Annotated in this window: 13 protein-coding genes and 1 tRNA gene; 7 read left to right on the forward strand and 7 right to left on the reverse strand. The window is 67.3% G+C overall.

All coding sequences use genetic code 11. From position 1 onward, the window contains the following. Together LRX75_RS18170 and LRX75_RS18175 are read right to left on the reverse strand one after the other, a co-directional pair. Positions 1 to 426 (reverse strand): type II toxin-antitoxin system VapC family toxin, encoded by a 426-nt coding sequence (locus tag LRX75_RS18170; protein ID WP_338110338.1) that lies wholly within the window; start codon positions 424 to 426, stop codon positions 1 to 3. Beyond that, the gene (locus tag LRX75_RS18175) at positions 417 to 656 is read right to left on the reverse strand and encodes a FitA-like ribbon-helix-helix domain-containing protein (RefSeq protein ID WP_231816084.1); all 240 of its coding nucleotides are present in this window, start codon (positions 654 to 656) and stop codon (positions 417 to 419) included. The genes LRX75_RS18170 and LRX75_RS18175 overlap by 10 nt, the downstream gene beginning before the upstream one ends. A gap of 219 nt (positions 657 to 875) precedes the next feature. On the opposite strand from LRX75_RS18175, the gene LRX75_RS18180 reads away from it, so the two are divergent. Both LRX75_RS18180 and LRX75_RS18185 read left to right on the forward strand, forming a co-directional pair. Continuing rightward, positions 876 to 1,718 carry a DsbA family protein gene (locus LRX75_RS18180; protein ID WP_231816085.1) on the forward strand — a complete coding sequence of 281 codons (843 nt, stop codon included), beginning with the start codon at positions 876 to 878 and terminating at the stop codon, positions 1,716 to 1,718. Between the two features lie 78 nt (positions 1,719 to 1,796). Continuing rightward, positions 1,797 to 5,261, forward strand: coding sequence for a chromosome segregation SMC family protein (locus LRX75_RS18185; RefSeq protein WP_231816086.1), 3,465 nt, complete (start codon positions 1,797 to 1,799; stop codon positions 5,259 to 5,261). A gap of 13 nt (positions 5,262 to 5,274) precedes the next feature. Here the strand turns inward: LRX75_RS18185 and LRX75_RS18190 are convergent, their stop codons facing one another. Then, complete coding sequence (locus LRX75_RS18190; RefSeq protein ID WP_231816087.1) at positions 5,275 to 6,006, reverse strand: nucleotidyl transferase AbiEii/AbiGii toxin family protein; 732 nt, start codon at positions 6,004 to 6,006, stop codon at positions 5,275 to 5,277. Next, positions 6,006 to 6,227, reverse strand: a complete 222-nt coding sequence (locus LRX75_RS18195; protein WP_231816088.1) for a hypothetical protein — start codon at positions 6,225 to 6,227, stop codon at positions 6,006 to 6,008. The genes LRX75_RS18190 and LRX75_RS18195 overlap by 1 nt, the downstream gene beginning before the upstream one ends. A 234-nt stretch (positions 6,228 to 6,461) precedes the next feature. On the opposite strand from LRX75_RS18195, the gene ppdK reads away from it, so the two are divergent. Next, positions 6,462 to 9,137 (forward strand): pyruvate, phosphate dikinase, encoded by a 2,676-nt coding sequence (ppdK, locus tag LRX75_RS18200; protein ID WP_231816089.1) that lies wholly within the window; start codon positions 6,462 to 6,464, stop codon positions 9,135 to 9,137. A gap of 106 nt (positions 9,138 to 9,243) precedes the next feature. Beyond that, complete coding sequence (locus LRX75_RS18205; protein WP_231816090.1) at positions 9,244 to 11,052, forward strand: GGDEF domain-containing protein; 1,809 nt, start codon at positions 9,244 to 9,246, stop codon at positions 11,050 to 11,052. 15 nt (positions 11,053 to 11,067) lie between these two features. On the opposite strand, the gene LRX75_RS18210 is transcribed toward LRX75_RS18205, so the two are convergent. After that, on the reverse strand, positions 11,068 to 11,451 hold the full coding sequence (locus tag LRX75_RS18210; protein WP_231816091.1) for a hypothetical protein: 384 nt from the start codon (positions 11,449 to 11,451) through the stop codon (positions 11,068 to 11,070). A gap of 687 nt (positions 11,452 to 12,138) precedes the next feature. Here LRX75_RS18210 and LRX75_RS18215 point away from each other — a divergent pair. Continuing rightward, entirely contained in the window at positions 12,139 to 13,122 is a 984-nt protein-coding gene (locus tag LRX75_RS18215) for a DUF1499 domain-containing protein (RefSeq protein WP_231816092.1), read from the forward strand. Between the two features lie 136 nt (positions 13,123 to 13,258). On the opposite strand, the gene LRX75_RS18220 is transcribed toward LRX75_RS18215, so the two are convergent. After that, positions 13,259 to 14,209 carry an MBL fold metallo-hydrolase gene (locus tag LRX75_RS18220; RefSeq protein ID WP_231816093.1) on the reverse strand — a complete coding sequence of 317 codons (951 nt, stop codon included), beginning with the start codon at positions 14,207 to 14,209 and terminating at the stop codon, positions 13,259 to 13,261. Further along, positions 14,206 to 14,526, reverse strand: coding sequence for a cupin domain-containing protein (locus LRX75_RS18225; protein WP_231816094.1), 321 nt, complete (start codon positions 14,524 to 14,526; stop codon positions 14,206 to 14,208). Before LRX75_RS18225 ends, LRX75_RS18220 begins: the two co-directional genes overlap by 4 nt. A 348-nt stretch (positions 14,527 to 14,874) precedes the next feature. Here LRX75_RS18225 and LRX75_RS18230 point away from each other — a divergent pair. Further along, positions 14,875 to 14,949 (forward strand) — tRNA-Gln (locus tag LRX75_RS18230). Between the two features lie 195 nt (positions 14,950 to 15,144). Beyond that, positions 15,145 to 15,993: a hypothetical protein gene (locus LRX75_RS18235; RefSeq protein WP_231816095.1), complete on the forward strand. Its 849-nt coding sequence runs from the start codon at positions 15,145 to 15,147 to the stop codon at positions 15,991 to 15,993. Positions 15,994 to 16,016: the final 23 nt, after the last annotated feature.

The following is a 16,016-nucleotide window of genomic DNA, read 5'->3' on the forward strand; positions in this document are numbered from 1 at the left end:
TCAGGCCGTCCACGGATTGATCACGTGCAGCCCGCTTGCCGTAAATGGCGTGACGTCGCGTGCCGCAACGGAGAATCCGTTCGCGACGGCAATCGCGGCAATCTGTGCATCCGCCATTCCTACGCCCGCCCCCTTTTCCCGCGCCTTCTGCGAGATGACGGCAAACTGCCGTGCCGCCTGCATGTCGAAAGGGAGGATCCTACCGCGGAACACGATCGATAAGAGGTGTTCGAGCGCCTCTCGCAGCATGTCCTTCCGCCGACCGGCTGGCATGATCGCCATGCCGGACAGTATTTCGGCCGCCGTGATCGTCGTCAAGTACAACGCGTCCGTCGGCTGTGCATCGAGCCACGCAAGCACGCGTTCGCTTGGCATCTTGCGAAGAGGTTCCGAAACGACATTCGTGTCGAGAATGATTATTTGAATGAAGGGGGTTGGTAAGCCTGTCTGTCCCGCCCGTCGTCGAGATCGATGCCTCCGATCGATTGCCCGATGGCCTTGAGATAGGAACCGATACCAAGCGGCTCCTCCCTCGCGGCGGCGCTTTCCAGAATAACGCGGATTTCCGCCTCGGTGGTGCGCCCGTTCCGGCGGGCACGGGCTTCCAGCGCCTGATGGGTTTTTTCGGGAAGGTTCCTGATCATGATGGCCGTCATGGTGCGTCTGTCCTCTCGACGTCGAAGCTCCTACCAGACCCTTTGCAGTCTATCAGCAGCGAGCCCGCCCGATCAACAGCGCGCCGGAATATCCCGCCATCCACCCTCCACGCCACAAATGCCTCACAATTCTTTGAACGATGGGCCCTGGGGGCCCCTTGTCCGGCCCCGGCGGGCGCGATATCGCAAAGGTCCCGTCTCCGCTTGAACAGGTGAACCATGTCCCTTTCCGAAATGACCTTGCTGAAACGCCTTTCGAGCGGTGTGGCCATCGCCACCCTGGCGCTCGCGCTCGTCGCCTGCAGCGACGAGAAGAAGGAGACGGCGAATGCGGCGGCTCCGGTCGAAACGGTCGATACGGCGACCAAGACGGAGATGAAGCCGGCGGATACGATGACGACGTCGTCCACCGCCGCCACCCCGGCAACGACGCCGGCGCCTGCCCAGACCCAGATGGCCCAGGCGGCAGCGCCCGCTGCGGCGCCCGCGACGGCAGAGCTGCCCCAGGCCGACGGCGAGGTCGAGCTTTCCAAGCTGATGGAGCCCGGCGCCCTGCCGGAAATGGCCATCGGCAAGGCCGATGCGCCGGTCACGATCGTCGAATACATGTCGATGACCTGCCCGCACTGCGCGCATTTCCACAACACGACCTTCGATGCCATCAAGGCGAAATATGTCGAGTCCGGCAAGGTGCGCTTCGTGCTGCGCGAGTTCCCGTTCGATCCGCGTGCCGCCGCCGCCTTCATGCTGGCGCGCTGCGCGCCGGAGGGCCAGTATTTCCCCATGGTGTCCATGCTCTTCAAGCAGCAGGAACAGTGGGCCGCCGCCCAGAACGGCCGCGATGCGCTGCTGCAGATGTCCAAGCTCGCCGGTTTTTCACAGGAGAGCTTCGAGGCCTGCTTGACGAACCAGAAGCTTCTGGATGATGTGAACGCCGTGATGCAGAAGGGCATGAAGGAGTACCAGGTTGCTTCGACGCCGACCTTCTTCATCAACGGCAAGCGCTATTCCGGAGACATGTCGGTTGACACCATGTCGGCCCTTATCGATCCTCTGCTCTAAGTCGCTTCCGGTTGCGGCACGGGAAACCGTGCCGTTTTTCTCGATGATGCGGGTTCCGATCGTGACGGGCACGCCGTCATGAAATTCACCAAGCTGCGCCTCATCGGCTTCAAATCCTTCGTGGAGCCGTCCGAGTTCGTCATCGAGCGCGGGCTGACCGGTGTGGTCGGCCCGAACGGCTGCGGCAAGTCGAACCTCGTCGAAGCGCTTCGCTGGGTGATGGGCGAGAATTCCTACAAGAACATGCGCGCGTCCGGCATGGACGACGTCATCTTCTCCGGCTCCGGCAAGCGTCCGGCGCGCAACACCGCCGAGGTCGGCCTCTACCTCGACAACACCGACCGCACCGCGCCCGCCGCCTTCAACGACAGCGACGAGATCCAGGTCACGCGCCGCATCGAGCGCGAGAACGGGTCGGTCTACCGCATCAACGGCCGCGAGGCCCGTGCCAAGGATGTGCAGCTGCTCTTTGCGGATGCCTCCACCGGCGCCCGCTCGCCCTCCATGGTCGGGCAGGGGCGTATCGGCGAGCTGATCGCCGCAAAGCCGCAGGCCCGCCGGCAATTGCTGGAAGAAGCCGCCGGCATTTCCGGCCTCCACTCCCGCCGCCACGAGGCGGAGCTGCGCCTGCGCGGTGCCGAGACCAATCTGGAGCGGCTGGACGAGGTGACGGCCGAACTCGAAAGCCGCATCGAAAGCCTCAAGCGCCAGTCGCGGCAGGCCAATCGCTTCAAGATGCTCTCGGCCGAGATCCGCGCCCACGAGGCCATGCTGTTCCACATCCGCTGGGTGCAGGCAAAGGCGGCCGAGGCGGACGCCGACAGTCTCCTCAACCAGGCGACCTCGCTGGTGGCCGAGAAGGCGCAGGCGCAGATGGAGGCGGCGAGGAACCAGGCGGTCGCGAGCCTGAAGCTGCCGGAGCTGCGCGAGGAGGAGGCCCGCACGGCCGCCGGCCTCCAGCGGCTGCAGATCGCCCGCACCCAGCTCGACGAGGATATGAGCCGCACGCTGCGCCGGCGCGACGAGCTGCAGCGGCGTCTGGCACAGCTGGGCGAGGATATCGCCCGCGAGGAGCGTCTGGCGCTGGACAATGCCGGCGCCATGGCGCGGCTGGAGGAGGAAGCCGAGGCCCTGCGGGAAGACGCCGAGGATGCCGGCGCGCGGGCGGACGAGGCGCGCGAGCGCCTGATCGATGCGCAGGACCGGCTGGTGGAGAGCGAACGGACCCTCTCCACGCTGACGGCCGAACGCGCGGAGGCGCAGGCCGCCCGCGGCCAGCTGGAGCGCGCGATCCGCGATCTCGGCGACCGACGCATGCGCCTGTCCCGCCAGATGTCGGAGCAGGCAGGCGAGATCGACACGCTCGACCGCGAGATCGCGGCGCTCGAAGATCCCGAGATATGCCGCGAGGCCGTGGACGCCGCGGAAGCCGACATCGAGGCGCGGACCGAGGCCGTGGCCGGCGCCGAGCATGCGCTGGGCGAGGCGAGGGCGCGCGAGGCGGAGGCCCGTGGCCCGCTGGAGGCCGCGCGTGCGCGGCTGAGCGCGGCGGAAACCGAGGCCCGCACCATCCGCCGCCTGCTGGAGGCCGCCACGCTGGCCGGCGGCGCGAGCCCCGTGGTCGATGCCATCACCGTCGAGCGCGGTTTCGAGGCGCTGCTGGGCGCCGCGCTGGGCGACGACCTCGAATCCCCGCTCGATCCCTCCGCCCCCGTGCACTGGCGCGATCCGGGATCAGGCCGGGACGACCCGGCTCTGCCGGCCGGCGCCGCCCCCCTGATCGACCATATGACGGTGCCGGAGACGCTGCGGCGCAGCCTGTCGCAGGTCGGCATCGTCGCGGATGATGCCGAGGCGGCACGGCTGCAGCCGGTGCTCCGGCCCGGACAGCGGCTCGTGACCCGGTCGGGCGCGCTCTGGCGCTGGGATGGTCATGTCACCGGCGCCGACGCCCCGAGTGCCGCCACCCTGCGGCTGGAGAACCGCAACCGTCTGAGCGAGCTGGACGCCGAAATCGCCGGGGCCGCCGACGCTCTGGCGCAGTGCGAGCGCATCCTGAGCGCGGCGGCGGCGGCGATCCGCGCTGGCGACGATGCGTTGCGGATGACGCGCGAGGCGGAACGGCAGGCGATCCGCCGCCTGTCGGAGGCGCGCGATGCGCTGGCTCTGGCCGAGCGCGCCCGGGGCGATCTCGCCCGCCGCCGCGCGGTGCTGACGGAGGCCGCCGCCCGCATCGCGGAGAGCCACGAGGAGGCTGTCGTAGCGCTGGAGGATGCCGCCGCGGCACTCGAGGATGCGCCCGACATGGCCGGTCTCGACCAGCGCCTCGCCGCGCAAGGCTCAGCCGTGGCCGCCGACCGGGCCGCACTCGCCGAGGCCCGCGCCCTCTCGGACGGCCTGAACCGCGAGACGGAGGCGCGCGAGCGCCGTCTGCGGGCGATCGCCGCCGAGTGCCAGACATGGGCGAGCCGGGCGGCGAGCGCCGACGACCATATCGCCACCCTGCGCGACCGCGAGGCCGAGGCCCGCGACGAGATCGAGGCCATTCTCGACGCGCCCGACGCCTTCGACGAGCAGCGCCGCGCCCTGATGAGCGCCCTGGCGGAGATGGAAGCGGCCCGCCGCACGGCGAGCGACCGGCTGGTCGAGGCCGAGACCCGCCAGCGCGACGCCGATCGGCTCGCCGCGACCGCCCTCTCCGAACTGGCGGAGACCCGCGAGAAGCGCGGCCGCGCCGAGGAACGGCTGATGTCGGCGCGGGAAAAGCGCGTCGAGGTGGAGGCGGCGATCCGGCAGGCTCTGTCCATCGGCCCGCAGGAGGTGCTGCGCCTCACCGGCCGCGCGGTCGATGCCCTGCCGTCCGACCCGCGCATCGTGGAGCGGGATCTCGAACGCCTGAAGATCGAGCGCGAGCGCCTGGGCGCCGTCAACCTGCGCGCGGAAGAGGAGCAGACCGAGCTGTCCGACCGTCTGGCCGCGATCCTGAAGGAGCGCGAGGACGTCATCGACGCCATCCGCAAGCTGCGCAGCGCCATCCAGAACCTCAATCGCGAGGGTCGCGAGCGGCTGCTCGCCGCCTTCGATATCGTCAACGCCCAGTTTCAGCGCCTCTTCAGCCATCTCTTCGGCGGCGGCACGGCCGAGTTGCAGCTGATCGAGAGCGACGACCCGCTGGATGCCGGCCTCGAAATCCTCGCCCGCCCGCCGGGCAAGAAGCCGCAGACCATGACGCTGCTGTCCGGCGGCGAGCAGGCGCTGACCGCCATGGCGCTGATCTTCGCCGTGTTCCTCACCAATCCCGCGCCGATCTGTGTGCTGGACGAGGTGGATGCCCCGCTCGACGACCACAATGTCGAGCGCTACTGCAACCTCATGGACGAAATGGCCGCCTCGACCGAAACCCGCTTCGTTATCATCACCCACAACCCCATCACCATGGCCCGCATGAACCGCCTCTTCGGCGTCACCATGGCGGAGCAGGGCGTGAGCCAGCTGGTCTCCGTGGATCTGCAGACGGCGGAGCAATTGCGCGAGGCGGTGTGAGAGGGGGCAACGGTCAGTCGAAGGCGCTGCCGTCCGCCCGAATGCCAGCCTGCGGAAATGTCTGAACGCCTGCCGAACGCAGCGCTGACACCGCGGATATGACCGCGTCCTCTCCCATGTCGAGGGTGGATGCGGCATGGCGCACGGCATCGGGATTCAGCAGGTGGTTGAGAATGCCGGCAAGCTTCCGGGCGATATCCCGCCCATAGGCCTCCTCGGATTTGGCCACGGCCACTTCCGGAAGCGATCCACGAAACTGAACGAGAACGCCGAGATCGACGGCGTCGCGGTAGCCGACGGCGCGATCGTAGCAACGATCGGCATTCGCAAGCAGCTTTTCGGCAAACATGTCCTCGATCGACAGGGTGGGAACACCGAGAATCGGGTCTCTCTCTCCCGTCAACGCGATTCGGGTTTCCCGGACGATCTCGAACTTGATGGGCTGGCCTCGATATTCGAGAAGCATGCGGATCCCGTAGGCGTCCGCCCTCACATCCCGCAGCAACGACACCTCGTCCGAAAAGAGCGCACCCGGACCACCTTCGATGACGGCGTTTCGCAGGTCCCTGTAGCCCGCAGCGCTCGAGCAGAGGAAGTCCAGATCGAGAGACCGTCGATACTCGCCAAAGCGCAGAACGATCGCCGTTCCCCCGCCGAACCAGCATTCGGCAGAACGGAGAACGTCATGATTCATCGAAGACAGCACGTCCGCGATGGCCTGATGTTCGGCGCGGAGATAGCCCATCAGACCAGCATGCGACCGTGACCGAACGTATCGGTCAGTTCCCGGATCAGCATCGCTTCCTTGTCCGACAGGCGATCGCGATCGACGAAGCGCCAGTTTCGCTCGTAAAGGGCAAAGACTTCGTCGGCATCGATGGCGCGCAAGGGATCCCTGTTCCAGACGAGCGTTCGAAGCTCGGGAAAGTCCGCGGGTACGATCTGATGTCCACAACGTTGCGCCATGCAGAATTCCTATCAGGAAACAGTGGAAAAATCAAAAAACAAGAGCGCCGCAGGATGTGTGGACATCACCCACCCACCCCGCAATAATTTTGCTGCAATGCAACAATAATCCCGCATCCGCAGCATTCCTAATCGGGGGCTGATGTTGTAGCGTGAAGGGGGAGACGAGGCGGGATGGACCGGAGGTTGCGGGAATGCGGCGCGGACGTCCTGGGCCTCAGGGTGGAGACGGACATGAAGAAGTGGGTTTACACCTTCGGCGGGGGCAAGGCCGAGGGGCGGGCGCTGGATCACGACCTTCTGGGGGGCAAGGGCGCCAATCTCGCGGAGATGTGCAGCCTCGGCCTGCCGGTGCCGCCGGGCCTGACCATCGTCACGCGCGCCTGCGCGCTCTATTCCGAAAACGGCCGCGCCATTCCCGATAGTCTCAAGGCCGAGGTGCTCGCCGGCATTTCGGTCGTCGAGGGCATGGCCGGGCGCCGCTTCGGCGATGCGGAACGGCCGCTGCTCCTCTCCGTGCGCTCCGGCGCGCGCGCCTCCATGCCCGGCATGATGGATACGGTGCTCAATCTCGGCCTCAACGACGAGACGGTCGAGGCGCTGGCGCGCGACAGCGGCGATGCGCGCTTTGCCTGGGACAGCTACCGCCGCTTCATCCAGATGTATGGCGATGTCGTCATGGGCCTCGACCACGAGGTCTTCGCCGAACTGCTGGAGGACGAGAAGGGCCGGATCGGCAAGGAGCAGGAAACCGAGTTCACGGTCGACGAATGGCGCCGGCTTGTCGATCGCTACAAGGAGGTCATCGGCGAGGAGACGGGCGAGGGGTTCCCGCAGGATCCGGCCGTGCAGCTCTGGGGCGCCATCGGCGCGGTCTTTGCCAGCTGGATGAACCCGCGCGCCGTCACCTATCGCCAACTCCACGATATCCCGGCCGATTGGGGCACGGCGGTCAACGTCCAGACCATGGTGTTCGGCAATCTCGGCAATGATTCCGCCACAGGCGTCGCCTTCACGCGCAATCCCTCGACCGGCGAAAAGGCGCTCTACGGCGAGTTTCTGGTCAATGCGCAGGGCGAGGACGTGGTCGCCGGCATCCGCACGCCGCAGAACATCACCGAAATCGCCCGTATCGCCTCCGGCTCCGACCGGCCCTCGCTCGAAAAGGTGATGCCGGACGCGTTTGCGGATCTCTGCGCCATCTGCGACAGGCTGGAAGCGCATTACCGCGACATGCAGGATATCGAGTTCACGATTGAGCAGGGCAAGCTGTGGATGCTGCAGACGCGCTCGGGCAAGCGCACGGCGCGCGCGGCGATGAAGGTCGCGGTGGATATGGCCGACGAACGGCTGATCTCGCGCGAGGAGGCGGTGGCCCGCATCGATCCCGCGGCGCTCGACCAGCTGCTGCACCCGACCATCGACCCCTCCGCCCGCCGCGACATCATCGGCGCCGGCCTGCCCGCGTCCCCGGGGGCGGCGACCGGCGAGATCGTCTTTACCTCGGAAGAGGCCGTCCAGGCCAAGAAGGAAGGCCGTTCCGTCATTCTCGTCCGCGTCGAAACGAGCCCGGAAGACATTCACGGCATGCATGCGGCCGAGGGAATCCTGACGACGCGCGGCGGCATGACGAGCCATGCGGCCGTCGTCGCGCGCGGCATGGGCATCCCCTGCGTCTCCGGCGCCGGCGGCATCCGCGTCGATCTGCGCAACGAAAAGCTCATCGCCGCCGGCACGACCTTTGCGCGGGGCGACGTCATTACCATCGACGGCTCCTCGGGGCAGGTGCTCAAGGGCCGCGTCTCCATGGTCCAGCCGGAACTCTCCGGCGATTTCGGCCGCATCATGGAATGGGCCGATGCCAGCCGCCGCATGACCGTGCGCACCAATGCCGACACGCCGGCCGACGCCCGCGCCGCGCGCTCCTTCGGTGCCGAGGGCATCGGGCTGTGCCGCACCGAGCACATGTTCTTCGAGGGCGAGCGCATCAACGTCATGCGCGAAATGATTCTGGCCGCCGACGAGGCCGGCCGGCGCGCGTCGCTGGCAAAACTCCTGCCGATGCAGCGGGCCGATTTCACCGAGCTGTTCTCCATCATGCACGGCCTGCCGGTGACCATCCGCCTGCTCGATCCGCCGCTGCACGAATTCCTGCCGAAGACCGACGAGGAAATCGCCGATGTCGCGGTGGCGCTCGGCATGCAGCCGCTGGAACTGCGCCAGCGGGTGGATGCGCTGCACGAGTTCAACCCCATGCTCGGACATCGCGGCTGCCGGCTGGCCATCTCCTACCCCGAGATCGTGGAAATGCAGGCCCGCGCGATCTTCGAGGCGGCGGTGCTGGCCGCCCGCGACACCGGCGCGCCCGTCGTGCCGGAAATCATGGTGCCGCTGGTGGGGCTGAAGGCCGAGCTCGACTACGTCAAGGCCCGCATCGATGCGGTGGCCGCCGATATTCTGAATGAGGCCGGTGTTGGCATCGAATATCTCGTGGGCACCATGATCGAGCTGCCGCGCGCCGCCCTTCGCGCCCATGTGATTGCCGAATCCGCCGATTTCTTCTCCTTCGGCACCAACGACCTGACGCAGACGACTTTCGGCATCTCGCGCGACGATGCGGCGCAGTTCCTCAATACCTATCGCATGAAGGGCATCATCGACCGCGATCCCTTCGTGTCGATCGATTACGACGGCGTCGGCGAGCTGATCCAGATCGCCGCCGAGCGCGGCCGGCGCACCAAGAACGGGCTGAAACTCGGCATCTGCGGCGAACATGGCGGCGATCCCGCCTCCATCCGCTTCTGCGAGGAAACCGGCCTCGACTACGTCTCCTGCTCGCCCTTTCGCGTGCCCATCGCGCGGCTCGCCGCCGCGCAGGCCGCGATCAACGGCAAGATTTCGGGGGCCTGACAAAGGGCATGCAACCCGATTTTTCGGGGCTGCACGCAGGCGATTCATGTCCGCTTAAAGGTTCATCAGTAAGGAATTTTGCAGGGAAAGCTGAAGGACGCGACGGATGAATCAGGGACGGCGAGGTGCACGATCGCTCTACTGCAGGTGGCGCAGCGCCTCCCTCGTCGTCGGGGCCGCCCTGATCGGCATGGCGGTGTGGATCGTCGCGCCGTCGGTAAAGGCTTACGTCGATGCGGAAAGCAACCTGATCTCCGTTCAGGAGTATGAAGCGATGCTGATCGCGTCGCGCGCGCTCTCGGCCGAGCGGGGCCCGTCCAATGTCCTCATGTCGGTCGAGGTCGGCTCCGACCCAGCGGCGGCCATCCGCCTGCAGGAATCCCGCCGCGCCACCGACACGGCGCTGGCGGCGATGGACGGGACGACGAACCTGCCGCTCCCGCCGGGGCTGCTGCGCAGCCTGCGCGACGATCTGGACCTCGCCCGCCGCCGCATCGACGTCATCGCGCGGATGCCGCAGGCGGAGCGCTCCCTCGATATGCTGACGGACGCGATCACCGATATGTTCGCGATCGTGGACGAGATCCAGCCGACCGTCGCCCTCGCGGCGGAGACGCTGGAAAAGGACAACCCCGCGCTTGCCGGCAGCGTCTTCACCGCCCTCATCGTCACGGATCTGCGCGAACAGGCGGGGCGTCTGGGCAGCCATATCGTGCCCAGCGTCTCCCGCTCGCTGCCCATGCCGCCGGCCGCCGTCGACAGGGTCAACCGCACGCAAGGCCATATCGACAAGCTGATGCAGATGCTGGGCCTGCGGCTCGATATGTCCAGAGGAAATCTGCGCGCCCTGATGGGCGAGGTCCGCCGGCTCTTCATCGGGCGGGGCGTCCGCCTCATGGAGAAGCTGACGCTCGAAGGGCGCGCCGGCGGCCACTACAGCATTGCGCCCGCCGGTCTGACGGGCCTCTACGTGCCGACGCTGGTGCCGCTGGAAGAGCTGCGCAAGGCCACCATCGCCCAGATGCTCGCGGATATCGTCCGCAGCCGCGATATCGCCTTCGTCTGGCTTGTCGGCATCGCGGCGGCGACCGTGCTGCTGCTGACGCTGCTGGTCGCGGTCATGCGCCGCCTGTTCTTCTCCGTTCTGCGCCCGCTGCTGACGGCCCACGAGATGATCGTCGGGCTGGCCGAGGAAAAGCCGACCGAGCGCAACGGCGTGACGGCGGATACGCGCGAGATCAACGATCTCTTCGACGCGATCGGGCGGCTGGAAGGCCAGCTTGCCGAACGGCGCGATCTGACCGAACGGCTGCGCTTCCAGGCGGAAACCGATCCGCTGACCGGTCTCCTCAACCGCGCCCGCTTCCTCGGTCTTGGAGATCTGAGAGTGGCCGCCGTGAGCCACACGACCCCTGCGGACGCGATCCCCGCGCAGGACAGCGCGGAGGGCCAGCCTGTCGGCGTGCTCTATATCGATCTCGACGGGTTTAAGGCTGTCAACGATACGTTCGGGCACTTTGCGGGCGATCAGCTCCTGCGCGAAATCGCTTCCCGCCTGTCGAATGCCGTGGGGCCGGAAAGCCTGCTTGCCCGTCTCGGCGGCGACGAATTCGCCATCTGCACGCTCGGGCTCGACATGGCCGGGCTCGAGGCCTTCGCCACCCATATCCTGCTGCAGTTCAACAAGCCGATCGACATCGGCGGCATACAGGCGCGAGTCGGCGCCAGCATCGGGCTTGCGCTGATGGCGGACGGGAAGGGGCGCGACGCCGGCGGCGCATCCTTCTCGCTGCTCTGCTGCAATGCCGATATCGCGCTCTACGAGGCCAAGCGAAGCGGCCGCAACACCTACCGCATCTTCGGCGCCGCGACGGAAAAGCCCGCCTGCGAACTGCGCATGCTGGCGTCCGGCTGAGGCGGCTGCCGCAGCCTACATCCGCTGGAACACGTCCACGAAGGCCTGGGCAAAACGGGCAAGGCCCATGGTGCGTTCGTCCGGCTTCTCGATGCGGATCGCGGTGCCGTCGGCCTCCAGGCAGGCGAAGATCGTCTCGCTGCCCGCGCCGTTGTCGCGCGGGATCCGCAGGACGGCGATCCGCACGCAATTCTCGACGAGACCGGAGGCGGGAAGGTCGAACAGGAACGCCCCCTTGAGATCGGCCGCAGCGGCGCGCACCCTGTCGGAAAAATCGTCGCCGTCCGGCGCGATGCCATCGAGCGACAGTTCCAGCTCCAACATTTCCATGGTGAATTCGAACTCGCCGCCATCCGGCGTGCTTGATGCGGAGGAGGTTTCGATATCGGCAGAGCGCATGGTCGTCATCCCTTTGCAACCGGCCCGAGCCGGTGGAAGCGGGCCCCGCCGCGGTCTGAAAGGCCCAAGGTCGTCGATGATGTCGTTAACAAGAATGGCAATTCTGTGGAGACGCGTCTCCCGGTTACGGACATTCAGGAAGCGCCCACTAACGCCGCAAGTCCCGAAAGGTTCCCGATCGGGCGGAGACGTGGGCGGACAGGCGTGCGGAACGCCCGCCGCCCGGTTGCGTCGCCGCGGGACTGAGCCTTGGAGGGGCGGCGACAGGCGATGGTCATGAGAGCAGCCCGGACAGGCGCCGTCCGAGGGGCCGGGCAGGGGTTGGCCCGCCGGCGACGCTGTCCGGCGGGTTTCCATCGGTGAGACTTGGTGTAAGAGACTGTTTTAAGACGTGGAGGGTCGATCCGGCGGGTTGCCGGACAGCCTCTCCGGCGGACTGCGGTCGACCGGGATCGGCCGAGAGACGAAACCGTCCGGCGTCGATCGCCCGTCGGGGTGGCCTTGGCGCAGCATGACGGCGGCGCGGCGCTCCGGCGTAAGTCAAAGGTAAGGGAAATCGATTATCCCGGAGAGACCAACGACGACACGCATGCAGAGTCTGGCCGGTTTGCAGCGAACCGTGCAGTCTCTCAGACGAGGTGACGGCGCATCGGCCGCACGAAGGCAGAGACAGAGGTTCGGCCGGCAATGATCACCTATGAGCGCCCGATATCCTACGCCGCCCGCTGGGCGCGGCACGTGGCGCGGCTCGCTTTCGTCCTGTTCGTCCTGTCGCTTGCGGCCCATCGGTTCGGCTCGCTCTCCAGCACGCTCTTCGTTACGCTCGCCCTCGTCAGTGCCGGGCTGGCGCTGCTGGCCGTCATCCTCGCCGCCATCGGCTTCGTCCGCCTCTGGCAGGTGGCGGCGGTCGCCGGCATCGCCTCCACCATGGCCTTGCTCTATGCGTCCCTGCCGCTTGCCGCCGCCGGCCTCGTCCTGTCGCAGCTGGTGGCAAAGCCCGCCATCACCGATGTCTCCACGGATCTGGCAACGCCGCCGCCCTTCATCCGCGACCGGCCGCTCGAAACCGGCTGGCTGACGCCGTCCGCTGCCGTCGTCGCCGACCGGCAGGCACAGGCACGCGCCTATCCCGCCCTCACCGGACGCCGCTACGACGGTGCGCTCGACCGGGTGCTGACCGGCGTGCGCACGGTGGCCGACCAGTCGGGCATCGCCATCGTCGCGGAAGAGGGGCTCGAAAATGCCGAGCCCGATTTCGAGGATCTCGCCCTGCGGCCCGAGCCTCCGGCCGAACCGCCCGGCACCGCCACCGGCAAGGCCACGAGCAAGATTGCAGGCCGGACACCGGCGGGAAAAGGCGGCCGCATCACCCCCGCTGCGCGCGATCCGGGGCCGGTTCCCATTCCGCTCTCGCGGCCGCAGCCGGATGCCGCGCCCCTGCCGCCCGGCCGCAAGGCCGGCGACATCCTCCTGCAGGGCGAAAGCCGCAGCCGCATCGCCGGCTTCCGCTTCGACCTCGTCATCCGCCTGCGCGAGGAATCCGAAACCACCTTCGTCGATATCCGCGTCGCCTCCCGCCTCGGCCCCCACGACCTCGGCCTCGACGCCGCCGTGGCCGAACGCTTCCTCCACGCGCTCGACGCCGAGCTTCTGGGCATTGCGGGCGACTGAAACAGAATTCTGTGCCCCCGTGCCCCTGTCATCCGGCCTTCCGCGACCGGACCTCCGTCAGAACAGCAACCATCTCGCCCACTGAAGATGGTGCGCGGCATGGCGCCCCGTCGCTTGAGGAATGACGGGTCGGCGATTAAGCCGACCGGTCATGCTCCGCCAGCCGGTAGCGCCCCGACAAGGCGGGCGGGCCATCCGTGATCACGAGGCCCCGCTCCACCAGGTCCTCCAGATGCGCGAGCACCGACAGGGCGGCCGCCCCGTGCAGCCGGGGATCCGTCGAGGCATAGAGCGCCTGCACGATCTCGGAAATCCCAGAGTCGCCGCGACGGATGCGCTCCAGCACGCCGCGCTCGCGCATGCGCCGGTGGGCGCGCAGGCCGCGCAGGAATTTCGCGGGCTCCGTCACCGGTCCGCCATGGCCGGGCAGATAGAGCCGGTCGTCGCGCGCCAGCATTGTATCGAGCGAGGCCATATAGTCGCGCATCGCACCATCCGGCGGCGCGACGATGCTGGTCGCCCAGGCCATGACATGGTCGGCGGAGAAGACGATGCCGGTGTCCTCGAGCGCGAAGGAGAGATGGTTCGCCGTGTGCCCCGGCGTGGCGAGCGCCGTCAGCGCCCAGCCGTCGCCGGCCACCGTCGCGCCGTCGGCCAGCACCAGATCGGGCGCGAAGTCCATGTCGGAACTTTCCGAAAACGGATTGATCTCGCCGTCATGCAGCGGCCGGGACGGCCGGTGCGGCCCTTCCGCCGCGATCACCCCGCCCACCCGGGCCTGCAGAACCCGGGCAAGCGGCGCATGGTCGCGATGCGTATGGCTGACGAGGATATGGCTGACGGGCCGCCCGTCGATGGCCCGCAGCAGCGCCTCCAGATGGTCGTCGTCCAGCGGGCCGGGATCGATCACCGCGAGCGTGCGCTCGCCGACGAGATAGCTGTTCGTGCCGTGAAAGGTGAACGGGCCCGGATTGTTCACCGTGATCCGCCGCACGCCGGCGGCAACGGTGATGGCCTGCCCGTGCGCCGGCTCGAAGGCGCGCTCGAAATGCGGCTCTTCCTCGCTGTCCGGAGGGGCGCCGCTCACGTCCGTTCGATCTCGATGAAGCGCCTGGGTGTGGCGCCGGCACTGGCGACAATGTGCCCCACCCCGGCGTCGCGCCATAAGACCGCGCCCTCGGCGACATCCACCGCCCGCGCGCTTTGCGCACTTTCGATCCGGAGCCGCCAATCCGTCATCGGCACGTCGAGAGAGCCGAGCCCGCGCGCAGGATGCCCCGTCTCGGCCTCCATCGCGGCCCAAGTCTCGACCCGCATCTCAGCTCCCGTCTCGACCCAGGTCTCGAACCCGCGCACGAAATCCCGCGGCGTCACGCGCCTGAAAGCACCGTCGCCGATCGCCATCGGCCGCGCCGGCCTCCAAGCCCGATATCCCGCCATCCGTCTCTCCTTAAGACGACGCCCGCACCGCACACGCGCGTCACCCCCGACCCTAGCCCAAAAATCTCCGAACCGAAATCGCCACCCCGACAAAGAGAGAGCCCAGCAACGAAAGAGCCCCTGACAACCAGAGTGCCCGGACAACCAGAGCCTCGACAAACAGCGCCCCCGGCAAAGCACACCCGACCAAGGCAAGCCCGCCAAAACCCGCCCTTCGGACAAACTGACCACCAAGCAAACTTACCCGTTGTCCCCGCCCTCGCGCTTTGCTATCAGCCCAACACCCGGACATCACCGCACCCGGGCCGGCAATGGGGCGTCGCCAAGCGGTAAGGCACCGGTTTTTGGTACCGGCATTCCCAGGTTCGAATCCTGGCGCCCCAGCCAGCAAGGCTTTAAAAAATTTAGTCCAGCCTCACGCCCTCCGTCTCGTGCGATGCCGCGGCGAAGTCCGTTGCTCGCCGGCATCGCGCGGTTCCAGTCTGACGACAGATTGCCGGGGTAGGGAAGAGGTCTGCAGGACGCGGCATCCGGTTCCGTTCGGGTGGGGGATGGGATGATGATCGGTGGGACTGGGGTGATATGAGCAGGCTTCTTTTCTCTCTTCCGGTGCACGAGCGGCCGGACATCGTCCGCGAGCAGATCCGGAACATCGACTATTTCTGCCCCGGCTCGGTCATCTGCCTGCATGTGTCCGCGATCGCGCTTGGCGAAAAGGAGACGTTTCGGGCGCTGTGTGCGGCGGACAACGTCCTGATCAATCCGCAGTCGCATGAAACCCTCTGGTCGGCCGGGATCATGCACGCCCATATCAGCAATTTTCTCTATGCAATGGAGGCGGATGTCGCCTTCGACAAGATCGTGCTGATCTCCTCCAACGAGCTGCTGGTGAAGCCGGGGCTTGCCGATTATGTCGGGGCTTACGACATCGGGTCTCAGATGGAGGTCTTCGATACGTCGAACGACTGGGGCGTGTTTCGCCAGGACTATCTCCACACGCCCGCCATGCAGGGGTTTCTCTCGGCCCTCGGCCTGCCGCTCTTCTTCGGCGGGCAGGCGGAGGGCCAGTTTGCCAGCCGGCGCATCTTCTCCCAGCTGGCCCGGGCCTTTACCGATCATTTTCCCATGGGCCCGATCGGTTTTCCGATCGAGGAGGTCATTCTGCCGACCTTCGCCGCGCGCTTCGCGATGACCGGCGTCACGGTCGGCCTGCCGATCACGCTCTGCAACTACTGCAACAATCTCGAGATGAACGCCGACACGGTCGACACGGTGCGCAAGGGCAAAGGCGCCGTCTTCGCGCGCCGCATCCCCCGCGCGCTGCGCTCGCCGCATATCGGCGCATCGGTCCTCGACACCGTCTTCAGCGTCAAGCGCGTCCCCCGCGAGGCCTGCGCGCTGCGCGATTACATCAACGGTCTTATGGTGTAGCGGCGGCGGGGCCTGTCTGACGA

The sequence above is a fragment of the Rhizobium quercicola genome (assembly GCF_021168455.1).
GTDB classification, from domain to species: Bacteria; Pseudomonadota; Alphaproteobacteria; order Rhizobiales; family Rhizobiaceae; genus Ferranicluibacter; species Ferranicluibacter quercicola.

Coding starts and splice junctions, on each gene's coding strand:
- LRX75_RS18175 (WP_231816084.1), bottom strand. CDS start 656: ATGACGGCCATCATGATCAGGAACCTTCCCGAAAAAACCCATCAGGCG.
- LRX75_RS18180 (WP_231816085.1), top strand. CDS start 876: ATGTCCCTTTCCGAAATGACCTTGCTGAAACGCCTTTCGAGCGGTGTG.
- LRX75_RS18185 (WP_231816086.1), top strand. CDS start 1,797: ATGAAATTCACCAAGCTGCGCCTCATCGGCTTCAAATCCTTCGTGGAG.
- LRX75_RS18190 (WP_231816087.1), bottom strand. CDS start 6,006: ATGGGCTATCTCCGCGCCGAACATCAGGCCATCGCGGACGTGCTGTCT.
- LRX75_RS18195 (WP_231816088.1), bottom strand. CDS start 6,227: ATGGCGCAACGTTGTGGACATCAGATCGTACCCGCGGACTTTCCCGAG.
- ppdK (WP_231816089.1), top strand. CDS start 6,462: ATGAAGAAGTGGGTTTACACCTTCGGCGGGGGCAAGGCCGAGGGGCGG.
- LRX75_RS18205 (WP_231816090.1), top strand. CDS start 9,244: ATGAATCAGGGACGGCGAGGTGCACGATCGCTCTACTGCAGGTGGCGC.
- LRX75_RS18210 (WP_231816091.1), bottom strand. CDS start 11,451: ATGCGCTCTGCCGATATCGAAACCTCCTCCGCATCAAGCACGCCGGAT.
- LRX75_RS18215 (WP_231816092.1), top strand. CDS start 12,139: ATGATCACCTATGAGCGCCCGATATCCTACGCCGCCCGCTGGGCGCGG.
- LRX75_RS18225 (WP_231816094.1), bottom strand. CDS start 14,526: ATGGCGATCGGCGACGGTGCTTTCAGGCGCGTGACGCCGCGGGATTTC.
- LRX75_RS18235 (WP_231816095.1), top strand. CDS start 15,145: ATGAGCAGGCTTCTTTTCTCTCTTCCGGTGCACGAGCGGCCGGACATC.